The organism is Ferrimonas kyonanensis DSM 18153, from assembly GCF_000425405.1.
Lineage (GTDB): Bacteria > Pseudomonadota > Gammaproteobacteria > Enterobacterales > Shewanellaceae > Ferrimonas > Ferrimonas kyonanensis.
The window spans coordinates 65202-91018 of the sequence record NZ_AUDJ01000027.1; the positions used below are offsets into that span (position 1 = coordinate 65202).

A 25817-nucleotide genomic window follows, 5' to 3' on the forward strand; every position below is an offset into this window, starting at 1 on the left:
ACGGCGAGTGAGTGAATAATTAAATCAAGCCGCACTAAATTATGTGCGGCTTAATTTTGAAACAAGGAAATCTAATAATTATTAAGGTAAAAAATTAAACCTTAATATATCAGTAAATTACAAAGACTGATTGACCATCTAAAAATCCTGCCATTAAAGTGCCCGCCAGCAATGCCGATAAATGAGATATTCCGTGGTTGAACGCCATAAATCCTTGTGTGACCATCGGAATGCACCAAATAAATTATATATAAATCAAATTGTAATATAACGATGTTCGCATTGGCGTTCAGCGTTGGCAGCACCCATTTGAGCAGTGTATTGACTGCTTTAGATCATGCTACTCGAGTAATCAAAGTGACATTTTATTACCCGTGGAATACCAGAAGGACAACCTGAATCATGAAATTTAAGACAAAAATCGTCTTTGCTTCGTGCATAATTCTGCTGTTAGCTTTGTCTGCACTGTCTATCAATCAGTACCTCACCACCAAGCACAGCATCTTTGCCCTGACAGAGAGCAGCGTGTCCGAGATCTCCACCGGCATCGCCGATACCGTCGAAAATAACATGGCCAATAAGGCCGACATCGGCCGTTACGTCATGAGCCTCATCGAGGATGACATCAGTGATGCCAACATCACTCGAGTGTTTACCAAGTCCGTGGTTAAGCAGCACTTCCTGTTGGCCGGGGTGGGCTTCGAGTCCGACGGTCGCCTCATCGACAACGACGACGCCTGGCAGGCCAGCGCCGATTACGACGCCCGCACTCGCCCCTGGTATCAAGAAGCCAAGCGCCAGGACAAGGTGATTTTTACTGCCCCCTATCCGGATTCGGTGACCCAGGAGATTCTGGTGTCCATCGGCATTCCCATGAAGGAAAATGGCCGCTTTGTCGGCGCCATGTTCCTCGATGTCAGCCTGAAGCAACTGGGCGAAACCATCAACAAGGTCAACCTGTTTAATGCCGGTTACGCGTTTTTGCTGACCCCGGATAACCAGTTTATTACCCACCCGGATAAGGCCCTGCATGGCAAACCGGCGCAGTCGCTGTTTGGCAGCGACATAGGCTTCAGCGGCAAGGGCCAGACCACCATGGTGGATGGCCGGGAGCAATACTTGAGCTTCCTGCCGTTGCCGCAGATCGGCTGGACCCTGGGGGTGGCCCTGGACTCAGAAACCATTCATGCCACCGAAACGGCGCTGCGCAACGACGCCTTGCTGTATTCGCTGATCGCATTGGCCATCGCCATTGTGGCGTTAACTGTGCTCATTAGCCGCCTGATGACACCGCTGCAAGCCATTAACGACGCCATGGAAGACATTGCCAGTGGTGATGGCGACCTGACCCAGACCATGGACACCAACACCGACGCCGAGTTCGCGTCGCTGGCCGGGAGTTTCAATGGTTTCAGCAGCAAACTGCGGGCAATGATTTCCAAGGTGAAATTGCTGGCCGAAACCATCTCCGAGGGCACTCGCCTTACCGCCGAAGGGTCCCAGCAAAGCACTCAGGCCATGGCCAAGCAGTTGGAAGAGTTGGAACAACTGGCGACCGCCATGAACGAGATGGCCTCGACCTCCATGGAGGTGGCCCGTAATGCTCAGGGCGCATCCGCAGCGGTGCAGGAAGCCGACACCTCGGTGGAGGAGGGGGTCACCACCGTTGACCGCACCGCTTCGGCCATTGAAGAGTTGAGCGGGCAGATCGATCATGCCGTCGAAGTCGTTCGGGAAGTGTCCAACGCCACCAGCAACATCGAGTCGATCCTGGCGGTGATCAACGACATCGCCGATCAAACCAACCTGCTGGCGCTGAACGCCGCCATCGAAGCGGCCCGGGCCGGCGAACAGGGCCGCGGTTTCGCGGTGGTGGCCGACGAAGTGCGCACCCTGGCCAGTCGCACCCAGCAGTCGACTTCGGAGATTCGCGAGATGATCGACCAGCTTGCCGCCGGTTCGCGCTCGGCGGTGGCGGTAATGGGGCAGAGCAAAGAGGTGGCCGCCACCACGGTGGAGATCTCCGAAACTTCCAGCCAGGCGCTGCAACGCATTCGTGATGCCATCAAACGCATCACCGACATGAACCTGCAGATCGCCTCTGCCGCCGAGGAGCAAAGCCTGGTGGCGGAAGACATCAACAAGAGCACTCTCAACATCAAAGAGTTGTCTCAGCAGGTATCGGAAGCCGCCCAGGACGCCAGCATGGCGATGACCGAGCAGTTAGAAACGGTGAACCAACAAGATCAGTTGTTGAATCAGTTTAAGGTGTAGCCTTAACAACCGTAAAAAAGGAGCCCATGGGCTCCTTTTTTTATGCCAGCGCCTGCTCGGCACTGAGTACCGGCACCCGTGAAGACAAGGCATGCAGAGCAATCTGATGAATCATCTCATCCACCGAGCTGGTGCAGTCTGCCAACACCACCGGCTGGTAGCGCTCCGCCGCCTTGGACAGGGCGGTGTAGGTGACGCAGTTGTGGGTCATCATTCCGCACAGCAGGATACGGTCTACCCCGGCGCGTTGCAGCAGTGCATCCAGGTTGGTGCCTTCAAAGCAATCGGCAAAGCCTTTTACCACCACTTCGGCCCCCGCAGCGGCCTGCAACACCGAGGGGTGAATCTGTGCCCCCTGGCTGCCGGGATTGAAAAACGGCGCTTTGCCTGCCGACACGTCGGCAAGGTGCTGCACCAGAAACACCGGCATCTGCCGCTGCCTGGCCTGTTCGATGACGCCGAGGATGCGCTCGGTTACCGGTTGCGCCTGCCATTGCGGATAGGCGCCGCCGGCAAAGTAGTCGTTTTGAAGGTCGATAACGATGAGAGCGGTATGGGTCATGGGAATTGTCCTGATTGTTGTGCCATTGGCAGCCAGTATCGCCGCAATCGTTGCCGACCTCAGGAGTCATTTCTGACATCGTTCGCGCCAAAACCGACATTTTAGCCCAGTTGCGACAGCGCCCGTTCGGTTTGACGGGCACTGTAACGGCCCAACTTCCAGTGACCAGGACTCCAGCCCTGCAAAAACCGTTCAAAATCGGCCCAGGCCAGAGGGTACAGTTGCTGCCATTGGCGGCACAGATCTGTTGTGGCCGTGGCCGACCACTGGTGACGCTGTTGCAGGGCCGTGCTGAGGCAGTCCAAATAGTGCCGTAACCAGCGGTCACCGCTGGCGAGTAACGCCTGATCATCCAGAGCGCTGCCCAGCAGGTAGGCCAGATCTCTGACCCCAACGCCTTTACCCACGTACTGAAAGTCCACCGCCGCAATGGTACCTGTGCTCGGGTGTACCAGGAAGTTGGCGGTCTTGGCATCGCCATGCACCAGGGTCTGATAACGGCAGTTCTCCAGTGCATCATCCAGCGCCGAGGCGGCGCGCTTCAACGGACCGTCGGCCATGGTGGCCAACTCCTGCTGACGGGTTGCCAGGTGCCAGTAACAGCCACTGGACCACAGACCAGCGCCAGGATCGGCCATAAAGCGGGCGTGAAACTCCGCCAGCCAACGCACCGTTGTCTGCAGATGCGCGTCGGTGACTTGCGGCTCCAGCGGTTCAAAGCCAGCCGCTTGCAGATCCTCCATGACCACAATCAGTTGTTCGCCATTGCGGTGATGGCCGAGATAGGCCGGCACCCGACACCGTGACGATGTGACACTGGCATAATCACGATACCAGTTCAGCTCCACTTGATAGGAGCGCTGCTTTCGTTGATGGCCCACCTGGCCTTGCCAACCCCTGGGGTGGGTCGTTGGCGGGCGCAGGTCGATGCACTTGGCGATCACCGAGGTGGCGCTACCGGCTTGCAGATGCAGGCGATAGAGTCCGCCGTAATCACTCCACAGCTTCTGCAGCAACTGAGTGTGGCTGACGGCGCGCGCCTGAGTCAGCTCGCAGACAAAACAGGAGAGGTCCATAACAGCCTCAAACAGCAAAAAGGATACAGCATACGTGTTTAGACCGGGCTGTAAAGCCGCGGCCACGGCTGTCATGGGCAATAAAAAACCCGGCCAATGGGCCGGGTTTCATTTGATGACAGCGTCGAATCAGAGGTTTTCCACGTTGTGGTAGACTTCCTGAACGTCATCGCAGTCTTCCAGCATCGCCATGAACTTCTCAAAGGTCGCCACGTCGTCGCCTTCCACATTGACGTAAGTCTGTGGAATGAAGGTGATCTCTTCGGCGCTGAAGCTCACGTCTGGGTAGGCTTCGTTGAGAGCCGTCTTGACCTTGAAGAACTCGGTGTGCGGCGCAAACACGGTGATGACGCCGTCTTCACACTCGACGTCAGTGACGTCGATATCCGCCATCATCAACACTTCCAAAACCGCGTCTTCATCGTCGCCGGCGAAAGCAAACACAGCCTGGTGATCGAACATGTGGGCAACCGCACCCGGCGCACCCAGCTTGGAGTCGGTTTTCACGAAGCACTGACGCACCTCGGTGAAGGTCCGGTTGCCGTTGTCAGTCAGACAGTCAACGATCACCATGCAACCGCCAGGGCCGAAACCTTCGTAGCGTGCAGGGGAGTAATCTTCACCGGCACCGCCTTTGGCTTTGTCGATGGCCTTGTCAATAACGTGAGCAGGAACCTGATCTTTCTTCGCTTTTTCGATCAGGCGACGCAGAGACAGGTTGGTTTCCGGATCCGGGCTGCCGTTTTTAGCACACACGTAGATCTCTTTACCGTACTTGGAGTACACCTTGGTCTTTGCCGCAGCCGTTTTGGCCATAGATAATTTGCGGACTTCGAAACTTCTTCCCATGAGGATCAGCTCTGTTTATCAGTCAAAAGAAATGAATAACCGATGATTCTAACAGCTTACGCCAAGGGCTCAAACGACGAATGGGGATTTTGCGGCGAACCGCTGGAAATAGCGGCGGGATTGTCGGCTAATTAACCACAAGGGTGTTGATTCTATGAAATTTTTCATTGATTCAGGCCGTGGCGAAGGTAGACCGACAGCCGTTTGCGCTCGTCAGGGCTGTATTGGGCCAGCACCGCGTCGCTGGCCTGTTGCTGCTGCTGGGGACTCAAGTTGGCATCGGCGCTAATGGCGCGCAACTGTGCCAGGGTGGTACTGGCGCGTTGACGCCAGTGTTGTTGCTGTAGCCGCTGTTGGCTCAATCGCTGCTGAACCGCCGCTGGCAGCGACTCGATGCCTTGGCCGGATTGAAGCTGCCGTAGCGACAGGGTTGGCGCCAAGGCGCGGCGCACCGCCTCGGGCTGTGACGCCAGGTTCTCAGCCAATAACCGCTGCCGCTCGACCTCGGTGAGCTGATCATCCTGCCGTAACCTTAACCGCGCCAACGCCGCCTGGTCGCGCTGGCGCTGCTCATCAAACAACCGCGCCACTTCATCGGCACTGAAAAATGCCAGCTGCAATGCCTCGATCTCATCCAGTTGCCGAGCCAGGCTCTCGGGGTCGAGGCCGGTGTCAAAGGTGGTGGCTTCGATGCTGGCCAGCGCTTGTTTGTAGGCCAGGTAGCGTTGGAACAGCGCCAGCACAGCCTGGCGCGATGCCACGGGTAAGGCCGCCAATTGCAATTGCAACTGCTGCAGTAGCTCGGCCTGATCGAGCCCGTGCCACTGGTGCAGCAGGTCATCAAATCGCGCCAGCACCGTCCGGTCACTGACGCCAGCGGCCCTGTCCACCGCCATTGGCGCCAAGGCTGCAGCCGGGGTAGGGGAGCCAACCTTGGCTCTGGCCGGATTGTCACCCAGCCAGGTCGTTGACGCCAGTGCCACCGACATCGCCAGTAGCCCGCCGATTCGCCACCACGGCATCCGTTACAACCCCAATGACTTTAATCGGCGGGCGTGGTCGCGGTAGACCCGCTTAGGATCGGTTTCCCAGAAGTGTGTCAGGCCAAAGCTCTGATTGATCTCATCCAGATGGTTCATGCGATAACTGTCATTCAACACCAGACCCAGGTGCGAACTGCAGGCGGACACCAAGCCGTCATTGGCATCGTCGATGATCAGGCTGGTGACGGCCAGGAACGGGTCCACCGGATCAAACACGTTGGTGTAACTGACGTCGCCGCTCCAGGAAAAGTAATGCACGCCATTGGCGGCGACCGGCTCGCCGTCGCCACAGTAATGCTGGGGCACGCCTTCGGGGTAACGCTGGTTAAACGCCAGGGTGCCCGCAGTGGTGAGCGACTCGGTGGCCGCCAAAGCGTCCGTTGGTCTGTGACTGCTGCCGGACAGTAGCTCAATCAGGTTGGCCAGGGCGTTGGCCGCGGCAGCCGCCACTGACTCGGTAACCGAGCCAGGCTCAATGGCATCCCGCAGTGCATCGGCCACGGGCGATCCCCAGTTAACCCCGCCCACCGAGGTCACCGAGGCCACCAGGTGAGGGGCGACCGAGGCAACGTAACGGACCGTTGGGCCACCGTGGCTGTGGCCGATCAGGTTGACCTTATCGGCTCCGGTCAGGGCCAAGACCGCTTCGACTTCGGCAATCAGTTGTTCCCCCCGCACTTCGGTGGCGTTGGCCGCCGACACCGCGGTTAAGAACACGGTGGCACCGTCCTCAGACAAAAACTCCGGCACACCATAGAAGTAATCCACCCCCAGCAGCGAATCGAAGCCAAAGATGCCGTGCACCATCATAATGGGGTAGCGGGTGTTACTGCGATCGCCGCTTAAAGCAGGAAAAGACAGGGAAAACGCAACGATCAGCGTCAAAAAACGGAGTAAGTTCACCATGGATCATCCTTGAACCTCAGTCAGTGGAACTCTTTTTGTAACAGCTCCGATGAGTGTAATCAACCATCAAACCCGAGAAGGCAACAGAAAATGTTGCCAATGACGCCATCTAGAACATTTACTCCAGGTCGTTGCGCGCTTTCAATACTGCACACATAGGTTGCCGCGCCGCCCCTTACTGTACCGATTTCGTTACAGCGAAGACTTTGGGGGGTATGCACACCCGTTAAATCGCTACTTTAGTCCCAGAATTCAACAATTTGATTGGAAAGATTGAGTTACAGCAGTATATTGCCTGTATTCAAACAGGCAGGATGATGCCTTGACGACAACCGCACGCCCAACGCAGTAGACAGGAGATCAGTTCAATGACCACATTTGCCCCCATGCCCGATAAGGCCGGTTTTTTTGGCGAGTACGGCGGCCAGATCGTGCCACCGGAGCTGCAACAGGTCATGCAGGAGATCGATCTCGCCTACGAAGAGATTCGTCAAACCGACGCCTTCCAAAACCAATTGATGCAGCTGTTTCAGGATTACGTCGGCCGCCCCAGCCCCATTTACCACGCCAGCCGCCTGAGCGAGCAACTGGGCGGTGCCCAGATCTATTTGAAGCGCGAAGATCTCAATCACACCGGTGCCCACAAGATTAACCACTGCCTGGGTGAAGCCTTGCTGGCCAAATTCATGGGCAAGAAAAAGGTGATTGCCGAAACTGGCGCCGGTCAGCACGGGGTGGCGCTGGCAACCGCCTGCGCCCTGGTAGGCATTCCCTGTGAAATTCACATGGGTCAGGTGGACATCGAGAAAGAGCACCCCAATGTCACCAAGATGAAAATTCTGGGCTGCAACCTGGTGCCGGTAACCCGGGGTACCGCCACCCTGAAAGACGCCGTAGACAGCGCCTTCGAGGAATACCTGAAAGATCCTCAGAACACCATCTATGCCATTGGCTCAGTGGTGGGTCCGCATCCGTTCCCGAAAATGGTCCGCGACTTTCAAAGCATCATCGGCCGCGAAGCGCGCCAGCAGTTTACCGAGCGACACCAGTGCCTGCCGGACTTCATTACCGCCTGTGTCGGCGGTGGTTCTAACGCCATGGGACTGTTTACTGCCTTCCTGGGGGACGACAGCGTCAACATCGTTGGGGTCGAGCCTGCCGGTAAAGGCCTGGACACCGATCAGCACTCCGCTACCCTGACCCTGGGCACACCGGGAGAGCTGCATGGCTTTAAGTGTTACGTGCTGCAGGACAGCGCCGGCGAACCGTTGCCGGTTCACTCCATCGCCTCCGGCCTGGATTACCCCGGAGTTGGGCCACAGCACTGCTACCTGAAAGACATCGAGCGGGTTCAGTACGAGTCGGTCACCGACGACGAGTGCCTGGATGCCTTTATGACCCTGTCGCGGGTAGAGGGGATCATTCCTGCCCTGGAAAGCGCCCACGCCGTGGCCTGGGCGATGAAGAAAGCCAAGTCGCTGTCGCCAGAGCAAACCATCCTGGTCAACCTGTCTGGTCGAGGCGACAAAGACGCCGATTACGTGGCGGAAAAATTGGGGCTGTAAGCCGCTGTTCCTCGCCGAGATTAGGCCGCTGTTCACAGCGGCCTTTTTGATCCGCCGTCGTCGCCGGGGCGTATCGCCTACACTGAATCAGACAACTCCAAGGCAGGGGCGGTGCCATGATCAAGTGGATGATGTGTGCGACGGCCGCGGCGGCGCTGGTACCGCTGCTCAGTGGCTGTGGTAACGGCGCTGACGCCGACTTTTTTGCCCCCGAAAATCCGGCTCCATCCGCCAATCGGCTGCTGACCCAGCAGGGGCAGCCCCTGACCCCACAGCAGTTGCTGCAGAAGATGCGCCACAGCGATGTGATCTACCTGGGTGAAACCCACGACAACCCCCATCACCATCAGATGCAGCTTCAGGCGCTGACCCAGTTGCTGGACGCCGGAATTCGGCCGGCCCTGGGATTTGAATTCTTCTTTCAGCAACAAACCGGTTGGCTCATGGACTTTAGCCTCGGTCAGCAGGAGTCTGCATTGGTCGGCCACAACGACGGTGGCGAAGAGTCGGCACTGAGGCGGCGCCTCGGTTGGACTCATAAAGCCCAATGGCAGTATTACGCGCCTTTGCTGCGGCTGGCACGCCAGTACCAACTGCCGGTGTTTGGTGCCGATCTGGATGTTGGTCTGCGCCTGCGTCTGAGCCGCACCGACGTCGACCAACTCACGACGCTGGAACGGCGATTATTACCGAAAAGTGATTTGGACTCCGAGGCCTACCGGCAACTGATGCTGGAACAACTGGATCAGGCCCATTGCCATCATGCCGACCACGACAGCTTGCAGCGTTTGTACACCACCTGGTTAGTTCGCAACGAGGCCATGGCCGATGCCATTGTCGCCATGCGAGCCGATCTGACAGAAGCCCAGCCGGTGGTGATGATTCTGGGCAAGGGCCATACCGAGTTCAATATGGGCGTGGTAGAGCGGGTGGCGCAGCGCCAGCCCGAGTTACGACAACTGAACATCGGCCTGGCCGAGGGTCAGACTCCGGGGCAACTGGATTTTAGCCCCGAAGCGGGTCCCCGTCGGGGCGGCGTCCAGTTTGACCCCGCCCACAGTCTCTATTGGGTCACCGAAGGCCGATATCACGATGCCCTCTACGACCCTTGTGACGTGTTTCGCAACCACAGCGTTGCCGTCGACGAAGACGATGCCGGGCAAGGCTGACGAGGTTAACGGGCGTAATCCATCACCCGTTGCTCCAGCGCGCCGTTGGCCGCGCACTGCAGACCATTGACTCCCCCTTCGCGGTACGGCGACCGGGTAGAGAAATCAAACGTCAGGTCATCGCGACGCAGGAACTGCTTGCTGCTGTTGCTGTAATCGATATTGACCTTAACCACGTACTTGGTGTTAACGCTGAGCAGGGTGCCTGTGCCTTCTGGCGCCAGATAGATGTTGGTACGTCCCTCCAGTCGGGTCGCCCGCTGGGCGTGAAACAACAGCCCATGATCATTGGTAAACGGAAACGCCGTCGAAGCGGCCGGATCGTACTCAAAGATTTGTGTGCCCTGTGCGTTATTCAGTTGCCGTAACGAATGACCACAACTGACGTAATCGGTTGGGGAGGCGCTGGAAAACGACACATTGATGATGCGTGAACTCTTCTCGATGTTATTGATGACAAAAAAGTCCGATGCCAGATTGCGCACCAACCGATCCCAGACCTGATCAAACGGTTGATCGATGACGACCTGGTTGGTAACCGGCGCCAATTCGGGCTGGGTGTAGGTGAGGGTCGAGGAGGCACAGCCGGACAGGGCCAGCACCAGAGCGGAAGCCAGAGTCTTTTTCATTGGCAGAGAGTTCGCTTTTGTTAAACAGGCCGGCCCGGAATGTGCCGGCCTTGGGGAAACGGAAAGAATCAGTGAATGGATTGTTCCAGATAGTCAAACGTCGGCATTGACCAGTTGAATTTGAGCGCCAACAACCGTAAGCCAAAACCAAACGGCAGGCACAGCGCCAGAACCAATCCGGGTTGAACCTCGGCCAGGGTCAACACCACATACAGACCGGCGGTGATGATCGACACGACCGCATACAACTCCTTCCTGAACACCAGCGGAATCTGCTGGCAAAACAGGTCGCGGATGATGCCGCCAAACACCCCGGTGACCACGCCCGCCACCACGGCGATCAGCGGGTTGAAACCCAGTGTCAGTGCTTTCTGGGCACCGATGACGGAAAACACCGTCAGGCCAATGGCGTCCAGGGTCAGAAACAACTTGGTCAGATAGCGCATGATGGGAGCAAATGCGACCGTCAGCAGCGACGTGGCGGCAATGGCCACCAGGTACTCCACATGCTCCACCCAGATCAGCGGATAACTGCCCAGCAACACATCTCGCACCGTGCCGCCGCCAATGGCGGTGGCACAGCCTACCATCACCACACCGAACAGGTCCATGCGACGGCGTCCGGCCGCCAGTGCACCGGTAATGGCTTCGGTTAATACGCCCACCAACCACAGGGCAGAAATCAGTTGCATCTCAGTCATGTCAAAGCCGCCGAGGTCAGAAAGTCAGGGCCAGAATTGTGGCAAACCGACCCGGCTTAAGACACTGAAACTTCACGAGGCTCGGATTAATTCAGCTCATGCAAAATGGGGTTTCAGGGGAAATCTATCCATCCGTAGCCGAGAGCGTTGCCGCCATGGCTGCCATCCCTCCCTTCGACCTGTCGATGTACCGCACTGGCGTGAAATGGCAACTTTTTAGCAGGGAGATCTCTACTTTATGGCAGCAGATGCCATTACCCAGAAGAGGACACCATGTCACACAAGTTCAGCCATTACCGCCCGCTATTGAACCAGTCGCTCACCCATGCGGCCGCCTACCTGGAATCCCTACCGGATCGGCCCGTCGATACGCAGATCAGTGCCGACGCCTTGCGGCTTCGCATCGGTGGCAATTTGCCACAACAACCCAGCGATCCCGACCAGGTGCTGCAGGAGTTGGTTAGCAACGTCGAACCCGGCCTGATCGGCTCCGGCGGGCCACGCTTTTTTGGCTATGCCATCGGCGGGGCATTCCCGGTCGCATTGGCCGCCGACTGGCTGGTGAGTGCCTGGGACCAGAATGTTCCCTATTACGTTGCCAGTCCCGGTACCTCGGTGGTTGAAGAAACCGCCGCCGAGTGGATGCTGGAGTTGCTAGGGTTACCGAAATCCGCCGGCGTCGGCTTTGTCTCCGGTGCTCAGGAAGCCATCTATACCGCGCTCATAACCGCCCGCAACAGCCTGCTGAGCAATGCCGGTTGGGACGTGGCGACACGAGGCCTGTACAACGCCCCTAGAATCAACGTCGTGGCCAGTGATCAGATTCACTCCACCATCAAACGGGCGCTGTCGATGATCGGGGTAGGGATTGAGCAGATTAAAACCCTGCCAACCGACTCAAACCTTCGCATTGTTTCCGACGGCATCGCCGAGGTCCTGTCACAGTGCGAGGGCCCGACCTTAGTGTGCGCCCAGGCGGGGTGCATCGACTCCGGTGCCTTTGATCCCTTCGAAGAGTTGGCGTTACAGGTGAAGCAACACCCCAACGCCTGGCTGCATGTGGACGGCGCCATTGGCCTGTGGTCTGCCGTCAGCGATCGTCAGCGCCATCTGCTCAAGGGCATTGAACTGGCGGACTCCTGGGATACCGATGGTCACAAGTGGTTCAACATGCCTTATGACAGCGGCATGGTTATCGTCCGTGACGCCCGGTTGCTGGCCAAGGCCATGGGCGGCAACAGTATGGGGGATTACCTCAGCGACGCCATCGCCAAGCCGGACCGGAATGCCATCAATTTTGGCATTTCGGCTTCACGGCGCGCTCGAGGTGTGCCTGTCTATGCCGCCATCAAGGCCTTGGGCAAAAAAGGGATTGAAGATCACCTCGACCACTGCTGCGCCCTGGCGCAGCGGCTGGCCGGCACCCTGTCCCAGGTCAAAGGCATCACCATCCTCAACGACGTGGTCAGCAACCGGTTCTCGGCCCAGTTCGGCACCGGAGATAACGCCTATCGCAATCGCCTCACCGAACGGGTGGTGCATCGCCTTCAACAGGAGGGGTTCTGTTACCCGTCGACATCCGGTTACAAAGGCCTGAAGACCATGTTGTTCTCCGTGCTTAGCTGCCACACCAGCGCAGACGACATTGACGCCACCGCAGCCGCAATCCTTCGAGCCTTTGAAACAGAACTGACTCATTTGCACAGTGAAACTGCGGCCCCTTGTCGACAGGAGACTAACGATGAAATTACTGATTAAAAACGCGTCTTTATTTGATGGCATCAAGGATTCCATCCGTCCGAACCAAATGCTGATGGTCGAGCAGGGCGTGGTCACCTCGGTGAGCGACGGGGCCGCTGCCATTACCGAGGCCGATGGCATCATCGATGCCAGCGGCTATACCGTGATCCCCGGGCTGATAGATGCCCACACTCATATCGCGTTTTCCGACAGTTTCGACGCCATGGACCGCATGACCGCCGAGGAGTTGGCGGTCCGATCCACGGTGATTGCCCGCCAGATGCTCGAGCGGGGCTTCACCACGGTTCGGGATGTTGGCAGTAACTGTTATGGCTTAACGCAAAGCATCGATAATGGTTTCGTGCCCGGCCCTCGAATCTACCCCAGTTACGGCGCCCTTTCCCAAACCTGCGGTCATGCGGACTACCGCCAAAACCGGGCACAACGATCGGATTTCTCCCAGGGCATTGAAGACTCAAGCTTCATGCGCCAGAGCCACCTGATTTTGGCCGACGGCGTGCCCCAGTGCCTGAAGCGTACCCGGGATCAAATCTTCATGGGCGCGTCTCAGATTAAGGTGTTTGGCGGCGGCGGCGCGTCATCCTTGTTCGACCCCCTCGACACCATCCAGTACACCCGGGAAGAGCTTCGGGCCATCGTCGAGACCGTGACCAACTACGGCTCCTACGTCTGCAGTCATATTCACGCCGCTCCGGCCATGAAGATTGCCATCGAGGAGGGAATTCAATGCCTGGAACACGCCACCTTCATGGACGACGACATCGCCCGGCAATGCCTGGATAACCAGGTCTGGGTGGTGCCTCAATACGCCACCGCCGAGTTGATTGCCAACCGTCAGATCCCCCTGGGCAGCGAAATTCTGTACCAGAAAACCGAGCGGGTCGGCAAAGGGCTGCTGCAACAGGCCGAGTTGGTGGAGAAATACGGCTTGAAATGCGCCTTTGGCACCGACCTGGTTGGTACACCCGAGGTGCACGCCAAACAGAACCTGGAACTGGCGGCCCGTAAAAAATATTTCGGCTCCTTCCGCGGCTTAAAGCAAGCCACTTCCGATGCCGGCGAACTGCTGAAACTCTCCGGACTGCTGGACCCTTACCCGGAGGGCGACATCGGCGTGCTGCGTCGAGGCGCCTGGGCCGATCTGCTGTTCGTCGAGGGCAACCCGCTGCAAGATCTCGACATCCTTGCTAACCCGGACAACATTAAACTGGTCATGAAAGGCGGCGAGGTCGTCAAGGACAACCGCCAAAGATAAAGCCCGGTTTCATTGCGACAAACCGCCCATTCCGGGCGGTTTTTTTTGTCTTCGCCTTAGGTTAGGACTGCAGGAAACGACGTCGGTAATCGCGGGGCGGAAAGCCGGTGAGCTTCTTAAAGGCGCGGGAAAAATGGGCGAGGTCGGAATAACCCAGCTCGGTGGCAACATCGGTTAACGAGTAACTCTTGCTTTCCATCAACTGGCAGGCGGTGGCCAGCATCAGGTTTTCTCGAACACAGCGAAAACTGGTGTCCTCGGCGGCCAACCGACGCTGCAGGGTTCGAGGGCTGGTTTCCAGCAACTCGGCGGCGCGCTCTATCGACAGACTCTGAGTCGACAGGTAGGGCGCCAGTGCAAGATACAGGGTTTCCACAAAGCTCCGTTGACCTGGCTGCTGTGCCTGCTGGCCAACTGCCATCAGTCGCGAAGGCAAGCGTACCGGCAGGGTCATAAGAGACTCAGACAACTCAACGCCAGCTTGTTGGCGACGGGTATACACCACCACCGTCGGGTCTTCCAACAGCGCCACCAATTTGTCGGCATTGGGAGACTGGAGGGTGACGCAGTCCGGATGCCAGTGGCGATCGGCGATGACTCGAACAAATTCGATGATAAACAGGATGGCAAAGATCTCGGCCCACAGGAAGCTGGAGGTCAACTCGCCGGCCTTGTAGCGGCAGCACCATGGCGTGTGGTTGAAGTAAAGGATGCTGACCTTGGCGACAGAGGAATCATGCAATACCGCAGTCTGTAACTGCCGCAGCGCCTCTCCAACGTTGGCGGGCGCATTCAGGTACTTCAGCAGCCTGGGGATAAAATACTCTCGAATGGTGGAACGCAACAGACTGCCGTAATACTCGGGTTCGGCCCGCTCGGCCATCATGGCAAGCAGGTTGCGTACTGGCCCCTCGGGAACGTATTCATGGCCACTGTTAAGCAGATCTTCCGGCAACCCGGCGGCTGCAAGCAACGGGTAGATGTCGCCCTCAAAGTGCTTAAGCAATTCAACCAGGGTTTCGGCGTGGACGGTTTTAATCAGGGGGACCAATTGGCCGTGGGGCATGCCTTAAGCTCCGTAGGCAGGGCTAACTTAAGACAGTATAACCAAAGGAGGGCTGCGTCCCTGCAGTATTTGCGGTTAAGCCTGGATAGGCTGCTCAACCGGTTTGGCCGGGCCTCGAAAGATGCCGATGATGGCCTTGACGGTGTAGTACAGGCACAGGGCGGTGAAACTCAGGGCGCTAACCTCTTCGCCCAGTGAAGCGGGGGCGCCGATCATCTCAAACAGGTCGCTGCCCCAGCGTTTAACGTAGTCCATCGCCCAGCGGTAGACCAGGTACAACTTGGTCAGAGTGATGAACACCAAGTATGCCTTTCCATACGGAGTCAGTAGAAACTGTTTGATTTTTGCCCAGGCAACTTTCATTAAGACCTCTCTGTAATCTCGATGTGTGAGGCCAGTAATGTACGAAAAAGCATCAGCTCGAATTTACCATTTAACGCCAACACCGGCAGTTATCCAGCCCATGACGGTGTGGAACGCTTTGGCCGTCGGTGGCGCAAAATGGTAAATTTTCTCTGTGTGTCCAGGCTACACTCCTCGGCTATTTTGGCCTCGATAAAGAGGTGAACTAACAGCCAGCGAGGTGGCAATGAGCAACAACAAGCCTGAGTTAAGCAACGTGCACAGGGACTCTGGCGCGACCGTGGAGCCGCTGGCCGCTGACAAGGCGCCGGTGACCGATGACGCGACCTCTGCCTCCACCGTTAGCCGCAAGCTGCTCTGCCTGTGTCTTGGCCTGCTGGTGTTGTTCCTGATAGCCGATCGGATCATCCCCAGCACCGACATGGCACGAGTAAGAGGCAACGTCATTCCCATCACCCCATTGGTTTCCGGGCCGGTGGTGGAGGTTAACGTGCACCCCAATGACCGGGTAGAGCAGGGAACCCCCCTGGTTCGTATTGACCCCACCGACTACCAAATCGCGGTGAAACAAGCCGAGCAAGGGCTGGAACAAGCCGGCAAGCAGGTTGGCATTCACACCGCGTCGGTACAGGCGGCGCAGGTGGCGCTGACGGATGCGCTGATCAATCAGGACAACATCGACCGCCAGGCTCGCCGAGTATTGGCCATGGCAGAGCAGGGCATCGTAACTCAGGCCGACGCCGATAAGACCCGCGCCGCCATTGCTCATGCCAACGCACGGGTGCAGACGGCCCGCTCCGGGCTGGAACAAGCCCGCAAACAACTGGGAAAGCGTGGCCAGCAGAATAGCGAGATTCAATCGGCGCTGCTGCAACTGCAACAAGCGCAGCTGGATCTGAGCCGCACGGTGTTGCGAGCCCCGGCGATGGGCGGCGTCTCCAATTTTCGTCTGGATGCCGGCGTTTACGCAAACAAGGGGCAGCCGCTGATGACCTTTGTCTCCGGCGAAGACAGCTGGGTAGAAGCCTATTTTCGCGAGAACAGCCTCGGCAATATTCGCGCAAATGACTCGGTTGAGATCGCCCTGGATAACGCCCCGGGCCGCGTGTTTCGGGGCCGGGTTGCCAGCATCGATTACGGGGTTAACTGGCAGGGCGCTCAGCCGAGTGGCCAACTGGCTACCGTCGATAATCAAAGCGGTTGGCTGAGGCAAAGCCAGCGATTTCCGGTGATGATTCGTTTCGACCAGCCGTTGCCCCCTGGGCTGCTGAGGGTAGGAGGCCAGGCCGATGTGATGGTCTACACCGACGATGACTCGCTGATGAACGTCTGGGGCCAGTTCTGGATTCGACTGCTGAGCTGGTTGTCCTATGCTCGCTAACTGCACTCCAGTCCGGCGACAGGATCCGGTGCTCAGGTATACCCTGGGGCTGACGCTGGCCATCGCCATCGGCTATGGACTGAACTGGCCGCTGGCCTACACCCTGCCGGTGTTCCTGGCCAAGTTTTTTGCCGACCGGCCTAATCCCGGCCGAGACACAATCAAACAGCTGTTCTGGGCCATGACCGCCACGGTATTGGTGGCGCTGGCGGTCACCCGGGGCCTAACCCATTATCCGCTGATCCTGCTAGTGCTGATCGCCCTGGTGATGTTTTGGGCCTACTGCCTGTTTCAGAGCCCGGATTGGAACTTCTTTGCCTTGATCCTGATGGTAGCCATCTTGCTGATCCCCTACGTCGGGCTGATAGACTCGGCCCTGCCGCTGGTGTTAGCAAAGGGGTTGATGCTATCCGGCGTCGGCGCTGTGACTCTCTATTGGCTGATGTATCAGTTGTTTCCTGCATGCCAACCGCAATCGGAGGCAAGCCCTGAGGTGGCATCCCGCGAGGTTCGAAGTGCCAATGCCAGCAAGGCCCTGTTCGTCAGCCTTCCGGTCATTGCTTACTTCTACTACTTTCAGGTCAGTGGCGCACTGTTGACCATGGCTTTCATCGGCATACTGTCGCTGCAACTGACTAAAGCGGGCAGCGTCAAGCTAAGCCAGTTTTTACTGATCACCAACCTGGTAGGGGGTCTGCTGGCGGTGTTGGTGTACGAACTGCTGGTGACCGCGCCGTGGTTTCCGTTGCTGCTGGCCGTGCTGGCGCTGTTGGCGTCCGTGTTTTCTCATTACATTTATTCAAATCCGACAAAGGCGCCGCTCTATGCCGCGGTATTTTCCGCGCTGCTGGTAGTCCTGGGCTCGGTGCTTGCCAGTGGTGATAAAACGCTGAGCGTCAGTTTTTATGCCAGAATTGGTCAGATTGGCCTGGCCGGACTGTACCTGATAGTGGCGGCCCGCCTGGTCGACAGCCACCAACAGGGTAAGTCCACAGCCGAAGCCAAATAGCGGGATGGACTCCGGCTTGTTGCCATCGCGGCCTCTGGTATACTTCCCGGCCAATAACGTCGCCGCTATCGTCAAGCGGGCGACCGAACCGTTCCTTTGATAACCGAGACCACCGATGTCATTCTCCCGCCTAGGATTATCCGCCCCCCTTGTGAACGCCGTCACCGATGCCGGCTACCAGCAACCCACCTCGATTCAGCAAAAAGCGATTCCCGTGGTGCTGCGGGGCGATAACCTGATTGCCGCCGCGCAAACCGGCACCGGCAAAACCGCCAGTTTCGTGCTACCGATTCTGCAGCAGCTGAGCCAGGGCAGTCGGGGACGCAAGAAGCGGGTACGGGCGCTGATCATCGCACCGACCCGTGAGTTGGTGGTTCAGGTGGCCGAGAGTGTTGAACGCTACGCCGCTCATCTGCCGCTAACCTGCATGGCCATGTACGGCGGTGTCGACATTCAGCCGCAACGTCAAGCCCTGCTGGACGGCGTCGACGTGCTGGTGGCCACCCCGGGGCGGCTGTTAGACATGTACAGCCGCCGCGCCATTCATTTCGATGAAGTGGAAGTGCTGGTACTGGATGAAGCCGACAAGATGCTCGACATGGGCTTTATCGATGACATCAACGACATTGTTACCAAGCTGCCGCCCCAGCGACAATCGCTGCTGTTTTCCGCCACCCTGTCTAACAAGGTACGGGCGCTGGCGAAAAGCGCCGTCGTCGATGCGGTGGAGATCAGCATCGCCGCCAGTCAGGCCAGCAAAGCCAGCATCAGCCAATGGCTGACCACGGTAGACAAGGACAAAAAATCGGCGCTGCTCAGCCACCTGATACAGACCACGCCCTGGAACCAGGCTCTGATCTTTATCGAAACCAAGCACGGCGCCGCCAAACTGGTGAGCCAGTTGGCCAAGCGCGGCATTGACGCCGAGTGCATCCACAGTGGCCGCACCCAGGCAGTACGAGAGCAGATTTTAGCGGACTTCAAAGCCGGCAAGATTCGCTACCTGGTGGCCACCGGCGTCGCCGCCCGTGGCATCGACATCGACAATCTGGAGCGAGTGGTCAACTATGACCTGCCGTTCCCGGCCGATGAATACGTGCATCGCATTGGTCGAACCGGCCGCGCCGGCGCCAGCGGTGAAGCGGTCTCGTTGGTATCCAAGGACGACTTTAAGAACCTGTGCATGATTGAAAGCCGCCTCAACCACCTGATTGAACGCCGGGAGGTGGACGGCTTTGCCCCCAGAAAAGCGGTGCCGGTGTCGATCCTTAATTACGTTCCCAAGGCCAAACGCGACGCCGGCAAACCCCAGCGCTGACCCTGGATTGAGGGGCAGGCTGCCTCGCAGACTGTTGGTCGACAAACCCGGGGCTGACACCGTTTCCACGGCGCCGGTACCGTCATCCTGCCCTGATATCAGAGGTGGCCCTAGGCATTTCGCTGAGGTGGTCTAACTTAAGAGGAAGACCCAACTCGGCGAGAGAGACTTATGCTGACCACCTTAGGGCAGGTGTTACTGCTGGTCACCCTGGCTCTGCTCGGATTGATCATCGCCAAGGCCTGGCGACTGGAGTCGACCCTGGCGTGCCTGCTAGTGGGCTTTGTCGCCGGCCAAAGTGTGGGCATTTTCTCCTTCGATACCGGTATAAGGGCCCACAATCTCAAGGATTTGGTGTTCTTTATCGTGTTGCCGGTGCTGATTTTCGAGGCCGCCTGGCACCTGAAACCCAAGTCCTTACGACGCTGGCTGACGCCCATCCTCACCCTGGCCACCCTCGGTGTACTGATCAACCTGCTGGTCATCGGCGCGCTGACGTACTGGGGGCTGGGCCATCCTCAAGGCTTTCCCTGGCTGGCAGCGCTGCTTACCGGCGCCATTCTGGCGGCCACCGACCCGGTTGCGGTCATCAGCCAGTTAAAGCGTCAACAGGCCCCGGAAGAACTGACCACCCTGTTCGAAGGCGAGAGCCTGTTTAATGACGCCAGCGCGGTAGTGCTATTTAGCCTGTTTCTGGGCTTTGCCCTGCGCCAGGGCGGCAGTGTTGGTGGCGCCGATCTGCTCGACTTTCTGAAGGTGTTTTTTGGCGGCTTAAGCTTGGGGGCACTGCTGGGTTGGCTCACCGCCATCGCCTGCCGTTTCCTCAACCGTAGCGACGCCACCATGATGGCCATGGTGACCCTGGCCTTTGCCAGTTTCTATCTGGCCGAACACTGGCTGCACCTGTCTGGCATCCTGGCGGTAATGGCCAGCGCCATGGTGCTCAGGTGGCAGCTTGAGCGAACACCCCCATTGAACCCGGAATCACTCAACCACGGCTGGGCCTGGCTGGGGCTGACTTTTACCAGCTTGCTGTTCGTGATCATGGGGCTGGTGATCACCCTGGAGATGTTCACCGAGCGCTGGCTGGCGATGGTCGTGGCCATTCTCGCGGCCTTAGCCGGACGCCTGCTGGCGGTTGGCGGTTGCGCCTTGTTGCTCAAACCGGTGATGCCGCTGAGTCTGGCCTGGCAAGGGTTGCTGGTATGGGGCGGGCTCAGAGGGGCCATCGCCATTGCCCTGGTATTGTCGCTGCCGACCGAGTTGCCGTATTGGTGGACCATACAATCCATGGTGTTCGGGGTGGTGCTGTTTAGTCTGCTGGTACAGGGCACCACCAATGGCCTGCTGCTGCGCAAGCTCAAGCAGCCATAGTGCGTTTTGACCACAGTCTGCTAGCTTAAAACTAGCGCAGTGCTTGGATGAACACCGATGAATCAACCGCTTCCGCCACCCGTTGTCGGCCCACAGCAACAACTGAATGAGATCACGCTTAAGGCGCTGATCCTGGGCATGATGCTGTCGGTACTGCTGGCGGCCGCCAACGCCTACATTGGCTTGCTGGTGGGAATGACGGTCTCTGCCTCGATTCCCGCCGCTGCCGCTTCCCTGGGAATACTGCGACTGTTTCGCCGTTCGAACATCCTGGAAAACAACATGGTGCAGACCTCCGCTTCCGCCGGAGAGTCGCTGGTGGCCGGGATCATCTTTACCATTCCGGCGCTGGTGATGATGCAGGCCTGGCAGGGCTACCATTACTGGCCCATGGTCTCCATCGCCGTGGTCGGCGGCATCCTGGGCGTGGCCTTTACCATTCCCTTAAGACGGGCGCTGATCGTAGAAGCCAGGCTCACTTACCCCGAAGGCCTGGCTACTGCAGAGGTGCTAAAAACCGGCGGCATTGAAACCAACAAGGACAGCCCGGACCAAAAAGACACCGCAGCGCCGAATGCAAACATCGGACTGCTGGCCCAGGCCAGTGTACTGGGGGCACTCTACAAATTGATGGAGTCCGGCCTGGGACTGGTTGCCGGCGGCATCGGCACTGTCCGCAACTGGTTTGGCGGCAGCTATCTGTTCAGCGGTGGCATCACCTTGAGTCCAGCGCTGATCGGCGTGGGTTACATCGTCGGCATCAACATCGCGGTGCTGGTGTTTCTTGGCGGCGTCATCGGTACCCTTATTGGCGTACCGCTCAATTGGTTGCTCAACAGGGAAGCGATACTGGTGGCGGCGGGACTGAGCCCGGGGATGACAATGGATCAGATCGGCACTCAGCAGTGGGGCAGCATCGCCGCCGCAGCCTGGCAGAAGTGTCGTTACATCGGCGTCGGCGCCATGATGGTAGGCGGACTCTGGTCCCTAGTATCCCTCGCGGGGCCGCTCAGCAAAGGCGTGCGTGCCTCGTTGAAAGCCTATCGCAGCCACCGCAGTGGCCTTGATACTGCCTTGCCCCGAACCGAAGCCGATACGCCATTTTCCATCGTCCTGCTGGTGGTGGCCATCGCCATCGTACCGCTGTATGCCATCTTCTACGTCGCCATGGCCGACTATGAATACAAGTTGATGGTTGCAGCGCTGATGACCGTACTGATGCTGGTGCTGGGTTTCCTGTTCGCCTCGGTGGCCGGTTACATGGCGGGCCTGGTGGGCAGTTCCAACAACCCCATCTCCGGCGTTACCATCGCCACGGTGATCACTTCGGCATTAATCCTGGTCAACATCATGGGCCGGGACGGCCCCGGCGCCGTACTCGGGCCAATCGCGGTGATCTATCTGGCCGCACTTATCTGCTCGGCCGCTGCCATTGCCGGCGACAACATGCAGGATCTTAAGTGTGGCCATCTGGTGGGTGCCACCCCGTGGCGACAGCAACTGTTTCAGGTAGTCGGCGTACTCTCGGCGGCGTTGGTTATCCCGCTGATCCTCAGTGTGCTGGATGCGGGCTACGGCATCGGTCGCCCCCTTGAAGGTGGTGATCCCAGCCGCGTACTGGCCGCCCCCCAGGCCGGGCTGATGATGGCTCTGGCACAGGGGATTTTCGGTCAGGGGATCGAGTGGAACTTTATCTACATGGGCTTCGTGCTGGCGGCAGTATTGATTGCCCTGGACAGCTATCAGCAGCGGCGCAACGCGTCGTTCCGATTCCCGGTGCTGGCAGTGGCGGTGGGCATCTACTTGCCACTGGGTCTGTCGGTGCCCATCTTTGTTGGCGGCGTGTTAGCGGCGTTGGTTGCAAGACACAAAGCCCGCAAGCAAACCGATGGCAGCCACAACAACGATAACCGCGGTGTGCTGTTGGCGTCCGGGCTGATCACCGGAGAGGCATTGATGGGCGTCGCCATTGCGCTTTATATCGCGTTCATCGGTGAGCCGCTGCCAACCTGGCGTTTAGGCGGGGAGTTGGGGGTTGCCGCCATCGTCGTGATCTGCGCCTATCTATTGAAACAGACCACCCGCGCCGATAACCATTAAAGTTAACCGGGCTGGTTGTCTATGGGCTGCGCATTATTACTATGCTGAGCGTCAGTGTTAGCCGGGTGGGGCAGTTTAATGACCGATTTTTGCAGGATCAGCGAGTTGGGGTAGGTGAACAGCTTGTCGCCTTGACGTATCAGCACATGAAACAGGGCAATCTCTTCGACAACGCCGGAGATGTCGTCGTCTTTATCCACCACCTTGATGTAGTCGCCCACCCGATAGGGAAAGGCAAAGAAAATCACAAAGCTGGCGGTGATGTTGCTCAGAATCGACCACTGGGCAAACAGAGCCACGCCCACCACGGCGAATATGGATGAGGCCAGTACCGCCAACTCTTTGTATTCCACCCCTAGCACCACAAATACAGCCAGCAGCAAGCCAATGGAGAGCAACATGCGTACCGTTTTGATTAGGTAACTGATGCGGTACACCGCCACCGATTTTTTATTGCCATAACGCTCAATGGCACCGGCGATGAACTGCCCCAAAAACAAATACAGTCCCACCAGCAGAGCAACCAGAATCCATTGCATCGTCGTTTCCCCTTAAAGTGCTGTTAACTAACAAGCTAATTTGAAGTGATAATTTTGTCCAATCAGACCTCAAACTGTGAGTTTATCCCTTCAAATCACTCGCGGAAGGGTGTAGCGTAAACAGCCATAAAAATCAGCTACATAAGTGAATATGCAGCCTAAGTGGTGAGCGTCGTGACTCATCCTATGGCGGAGCTCGGCCAGATTTTAATTTCCTAAACATCATTACCGTTTATTTTCAATACGTTAGTGGTTTGTGGTTGCTCACGTTGAGATCACTTGCACCACTGTGTATTTATACAGTTCGAACGCAATCGCCGCTTTTGCTCCAGCAACATCCGCCTTGCATGCTTCACAGCAAAAGCCAAGTATGGAAGAAAGCTCAGAGAAACAGAGTTATATTCGAAAACCATACAAGATCCCCAGGAATGATAGGCGGCACAATTCTTGGGTAGGAAAGGCGGCGAATCGCCGCATAATAAGCTGTTAGGGCTCACCAAATATAGGAGATTCATTTGAACCCTCAAGATTTTGAAACAGCAGGTTCTTTTCCTACTGCTGATATTCAAGCGCAAACGGATGGCGAAGATCTAAGAGTTAACCATTCCTACTCTGTCGTTACACCAGATGAAGACAAAAAGGACTATATGGTAACTATCCGTGCATCTAGCTTAAAAGCATGGAAAATAAAACTAGAAACTTTAACCGGTAAATCTTTTCCTTGGGCAGAAACTTTGTTAGCCATAGCTTCTTTAGGGGCAGGCTCAATTTTAAGCGCCCTAATTTCTGACGTATCCCTTACTACAGCAAAGGGAAAGTTCTTCTACATTTTCCTGCCCCCTATAACAACTGCGGTAGTTGTTGCTTATTGTTTTGTAAGGACTATCTCAAACACTAACGCCGATGAGGTTGCTTCATCTGTTTTAGGTGATATGCCAAAATTAAATAGTACGGAGTCAAATGAAGAATGAATATCGATAATCTAGGTACCCAGTTACTATTTACAACTGTTCCACTGTGGGTTGAAAATAAGGATGGCACCAAAAGCACTGGTACGGCCTTCTTTTATACAGAAAAGAGCAAGAAAGAAGGTGCAACAATTCCCTTTCTTGTAACCAATAACCATGTAATTAAAAATGCAAAACGAATTTTGATTGAGTTGATTGAAGGAAATGATGGTGTTCCTGACAAAAAATTGAAGCAAAGAGTAGAAATTCAAGGTGAGCAATTTCAGCATTTTGTTGATGTAGAAAATGATTTGGCCTGTATGCCTTTTGCTCCAATATTAAATCAATTCGCCAATGCCAACAAACATATATTCTTCCGTACTATTGAGCCAGAAATAGTACCAACTGAGAAAGTTGTAAATGATTTAGGTGCAATTGAAGAAGTCACATTTATTGGTTATCCGAGCGGGATCTACGATCATGAAAACTCTTCACCACTTGTAAGAAAAGGCATTACATCATCTCCTCTTTGGAATGACTTTAAAGGAGAAAGTTGCTTTCTTATTGATGCAGGTGTTTTTCCTGGTTCAAGCGGTAGCCCAGTTTTTATCTACAACCAAGGCTCTTATGCAACCAACCAAGGTATAACTGTTGGAACTCGTCTACTTTTTATTGGGATCATATCTGAAACAATGATCAGAAATAATGGTGAAGTAAGTGATGTGTTTTTAGGTTTAGGTAAAGTCGTTAAATCAAATAACTTGAAAAAATTCATTCAAAAAATTGTTGCTCAAATCGACAACTAAGCCCTAACAAGTTGCTCAAACGGACAAAAAAGCTGGCTTTTGCTCATTCCTCGCGAATTTTAGCCAGCTTTTTATTGCCGCTTAGCAAAGCGTTATGTTTACATGTAATTCAAAGACTTAAAGGTCTTAGGCTTTAGTTCTTTGCCCCTCTGGCAATTCGTCCCTAGTAGACTCAGCAAATCCGCATTGTCGGGCTAAGTTCTTGAATCACTTAGCCCGTAAAACATGTCAATGTTCGCGGGTTGCTTCATTGTCAGGTCGTGGTGGTTGGCTTTTCATTTTACTGACTCAAAGTCGCTTTTAGGTTCTTAACCAAGCAGCATTTCAGCTTGGCAGTAGCCTCGGCAATTCAGCATTGTTTTACGCTTTGGTTGGAAAGAAAGGGCGCTTGTTGTTGCTTTGCCGGGTTGCCTCATTGGACAGGGAAGAGTAAATTAGACACCCATTTTAAAATCCTTCACTAAGCGCCATTGCCCGCACTTTTGGTTTGAGCAATGAGACCTCGATGAAATCCAGTGCCAATTCCCCAAAAGGCGGGTCCTAGAGCATTCAATAAAAAAATCCTCAAAAAGCGGACAGCAGTGAGCCTCTTGGAATGCAAGATTCGTTAAATGAGATAGTGGAGTGCGACCCTGTTAAGCACCAAGCAAGCGTTTGGCGTTTCCTGAGCCACGAATTCGGTGCATACCATCGGTTTGTCGGCAGCGCTGCAGGCTGTGAAGTCGTCCTGCCAGATGACAGAACTGATACTCAAAACCCTCGGTGAGCTCCATCCAGCTGTCTAAGTCGATATCGAGTCGTTGCAGCAGCGTACCGCAGGTGGCTGGGATAGCCCTGGTTTTGTCGCCCCTGATGGCACGACCGGTAAACTCCACTAATTCCAGATAATCATTGAGATGGCACGGCAATGCATGCAGGCCCAAATTGTTGGCATCAAACGGTTTTAGCGACTCTGGTTGTTTGCCTTGAAGGGCAGCGCGGATGCGCATCTGAATGCTGGTAAAATCCGATTGCTCCGGGGTCTTGGCAATGCCTGCCCGAATAGGGTTGAGGTCAACGTAAGCCATACACGCCAGCAGAGCCTGCTCATCGAGCAACGCCTGAGATTTGAAACGGCCCTCCCA

General features: G+C 56.4%; 22 protein-coding genes and 1 pseudogene. 12 read left to right on the forward strand and 11 right to left on the reverse strand.

The features are described from left to right. Positions 1-402: 402 nt before the first annotated feature. A complete protein-coding gene (locus H598_RS0110235) occupies positions 403-2274 on the forward strand; it encodes a methyl-accepting chemotaxis protein (protein WP_028112939.1) in 1872 nt (623 codons plus the stop codon). 40 nt (positions 2275-2314) lie between these two features. Here the strand turns inward: H598_RS0110235 and H598_RS0110240 are convergent, their stop codons facing one another. The 5 genes from H598_RS0110240 to H598_RS0110260 all read right to left on the reverse strand — a co-directional run bounded on the left by H598_RS0110240 (position 2315) and on the right by H598_RS0110260 (position 6710). Continuing rightward, entirely contained in the window at positions 2315-2836 is a 522-nt protein-coding gene (locus tag H598_RS0110240; RefSeq protein ID WP_028112940.1) for a cysteine hydrolase family protein, read from the reverse strand. 101 nt (positions 2837-2937) lie between these two features. Beyond that, positions 2938-3912: a phosphotransferase gene (locus tag H598_RS0110245; RefSeq protein WP_035415792.1), complete on the reverse strand. Its 975-nt coding sequence runs from the start codon at positions 3910-3912 to the stop codon at positions 2938-2940. A gap of 129 nt (positions 3913-4041) precedes the next feature. After that, a complete protein-coding gene (locus H598_RS0110250) occupies positions 4042-4761 on the reverse strand; it encodes a YebC/PmpR family DNA-binding transcriptional regulator (RefSeq protein WP_028112942.1) in 720 nt (239 codons plus the stop codon). Positions 4762-4925: 164 nt separating this feature from the next. Continuing rightward, positions 4926-5783 (reverse strand): lipase secretion chaperone, encoded by an 858-nt coding sequence (locus H598_RS0110255; protein WP_084144416.1) that lies wholly within the window; start codon positions 5781-5783, stop codon positions 4926-4928. Positions 5784-5786: 3 nt separating this feature from the next. Continuing rightward, complete coding sequence (locus H598_RS0110260) at positions 5787-6710, reverse strand: lipase family alpha/beta hydrolase (RefSeq protein WP_028112944.1); 924 nt, start codon at positions 6708-6710, stop codon at positions 5787-5789. A gap of 368 nt (positions 6711-7078) precedes the next feature. Here H598_RS0110260 and trpB point away from each other — a divergent pair, with 368 nt between their 5' ends. Then, positions 7079-8275, forward strand: coding sequence for a tryptophan synthase subunit beta (trpB, locus tag H598_RS0110265; RefSeq protein WP_035415794.1), 1197 nt, complete (start codon positions 7079-7081; stop codon positions 8273-8275). Between the two features lie 116 nt (positions 8276-8391). Beyond that, positions 8392-9444, forward strand: coding sequence for a ChaN family lipoprotein (locus H598_RS0110270; RefSeq protein ID WP_028112946.1), 1053 nt, complete (start codon positions 8392-8394; stop codon positions 9442-9444). Between the two features lie 5 nt (positions 9445-9449). Here H598_RS0110270 and H598_RS0110275 read toward each other — a convergent pair whose 3' ends face one another. Both H598_RS0110275 and H598_RS0110280 read right to left on the reverse strand, forming a co-directional pair. After that, positions 9450-10073 (reverse strand): hypothetical protein, encoded by a 624-nt coding sequence (locus H598_RS0110275; RefSeq protein WP_028112947.1) that lies wholly within the window; start codon positions 10071-10073, stop codon positions 9450-9452. Between the two features lie 68 nt (positions 10074-10141). Then, entirely contained in the window at positions 10142-10774 is a 633-nt protein-coding gene (locus tag H598_RS0110280; protein ID WP_028112948.1) for a trimeric intracellular cation channel family protein, read from the reverse strand. A gap of 273 nt (positions 10775-11047) precedes the next feature. Between H598_RS0110280 and H598_RS23975 the strand changes: the two genes are divergently transcribed. Both H598_RS23975 and H598_RS0110290 read left to right on the forward strand, forming a co-directional pair. Beyond that, a complete protein-coding gene (locus H598_RS23975; RefSeq protein WP_051252652.1) occupies positions 11048-12532 on the forward strand; it encodes a pyridoxal phosphate-dependent decarboxylase family protein in 1485 nt (494 codons plus the stop codon). Further along, positions 12516-13790 (forward strand): metal-dependent hydrolase family protein, encoded by a 1275-nt coding sequence (locus H598_RS0110290; RefSeq protein ID WP_028112949.1) that lies wholly within the window; start codon positions 12516-12518, stop codon positions 13788-13790. The genes H598_RS23975 and H598_RS0110290 overlap by 17 nt, the downstream gene beginning before the upstream one ends. Positions 13791-13851: 61 nt before the next feature. On the opposite strand, the gene H598_RS0110295 is transcribed toward H598_RS0110290, so the two are convergent. Further along, entirely contained in the window at positions 13852-14856 is a 1005-nt protein-coding gene (locus H598_RS0110295; protein WP_028112950.1) for a helix-turn-helix domain-containing protein, read from the reverse strand. A gap of 75 nt (positions 14857-14931) precedes the next feature. After that, on the reverse strand, positions 14932-15219 hold the full coding sequence (locus H598_RS23980) for a hypothetical protein (RefSeq protein ID WP_051252653.1): 288 nt from the start codon (positions 15217-15219) through the stop codon (positions 14932-14934). A gap of 226 nt (positions 15220-15445) precedes the next feature. Here H598_RS23980 and H598_RS0110305 point away from each other — a divergent pair, with 226 nt between their 5' ends. The 5 genes from H598_RS0110305 (at position 15446) to H598_RS23985 (ending at position 22401) form a co-directional block, all read left to right on the forward strand. Beyond that, complete coding sequence (locus tag H598_RS0110305) at positions 15446-16600, forward strand: HlyD family secretion protein (RefSeq protein ID WP_028112951.1); 1155 nt, start codon at positions 15446-15448, stop codon at positions 16598-16600. Between the two features lie 28 nt (positions 16601-16628). Further along, on the forward strand, positions 16629-17609 hold the full coding sequence (locus H598_RS0110310; protein WP_211227283.1) for a DUF2955 domain-containing protein: 981 nt from the start codon (positions 16629-16631) through the stop codon (positions 17607-17609). A gap of 115 nt (positions 17610-17724) precedes the next feature. After that, positions 17725-18927 carry a DEAD/DEAH box helicase gene (locus H598_RS0110315; protein ID WP_028112953.1) on the forward strand — a complete coding sequence of 401 codons (1203 nt, stop codon included), beginning with the start codon at positions 17725-17727 and terminating at the stop codon, positions 18925-18927. A gap of 171 nt (positions 18928-19098) precedes the next feature. Then, positions 19099-20301: a cation:proton antiporter gene (locus H598_RS0110320; protein ID WP_028112954.1), complete on the forward strand. Its 1203-nt coding sequence runs from the start codon at positions 19099-19101 to the stop codon at positions 20299-20301. 57 nt (positions 20302-20358) lie between these two features. Continuing rightward, positions 20359-22401, forward strand: coding sequence for an OPT family oligopeptide transporter (locus H598_RS23985; protein ID WP_035415795.1), 2043 nt, complete (start codon positions 20359-20361; stop codon positions 22399-22401). A 2-nt stretch (positions 22402-22403) separates the two neighbouring features. On the opposite strand, the gene H598_RS0110330 is transcribed toward H598_RS23985, so the two are convergent. Beyond that, positions 22404-22940, reverse strand: coding sequence for a mechanosensitive ion channel domain-containing protein (locus tag H598_RS0110330; protein WP_028112955.1), 537 nt, complete (start codon positions 22938-22940; stop codon positions 22404-22406). Between the two features lie 515 nt (positions 22941-23455). Between H598_RS0110330 and H598_RS26475 the strand changes: the two genes are divergently transcribed. Together H598_RS26475 and H598_RS0110335 are read left to right on the forward strand one after the other, a co-directional pair. Further along, positions 23456-23911, forward strand: coding sequence for a hypothetical protein (locus H598_RS26475; RefSeq protein WP_156896995.1), 456 nt, complete (start codon positions 23456-23458; stop codon positions 23909-23911). Next, positions 23908-24693: a S1 family peptidase gene (locus tag H598_RS0110335; protein ID WP_028112956.1), complete on the forward strand. Its 786-nt coding sequence runs from the start codon at positions 23908-23910 to the stop codon at positions 24691-24693. The genes H598_RS26475 and H598_RS0110335 overlap by 4 nt, the downstream gene beginning before the upstream one ends. A 635-nt stretch (positions 24694-25328) precedes the next feature. Here the strand turns inward: H598_RS0110335 and H598_RS26755 are convergent. Beyond that, positions 25329-25817, reverse strand: a pseudogene (locus H598_RS26755) (transposase); the annotation flags it as partial.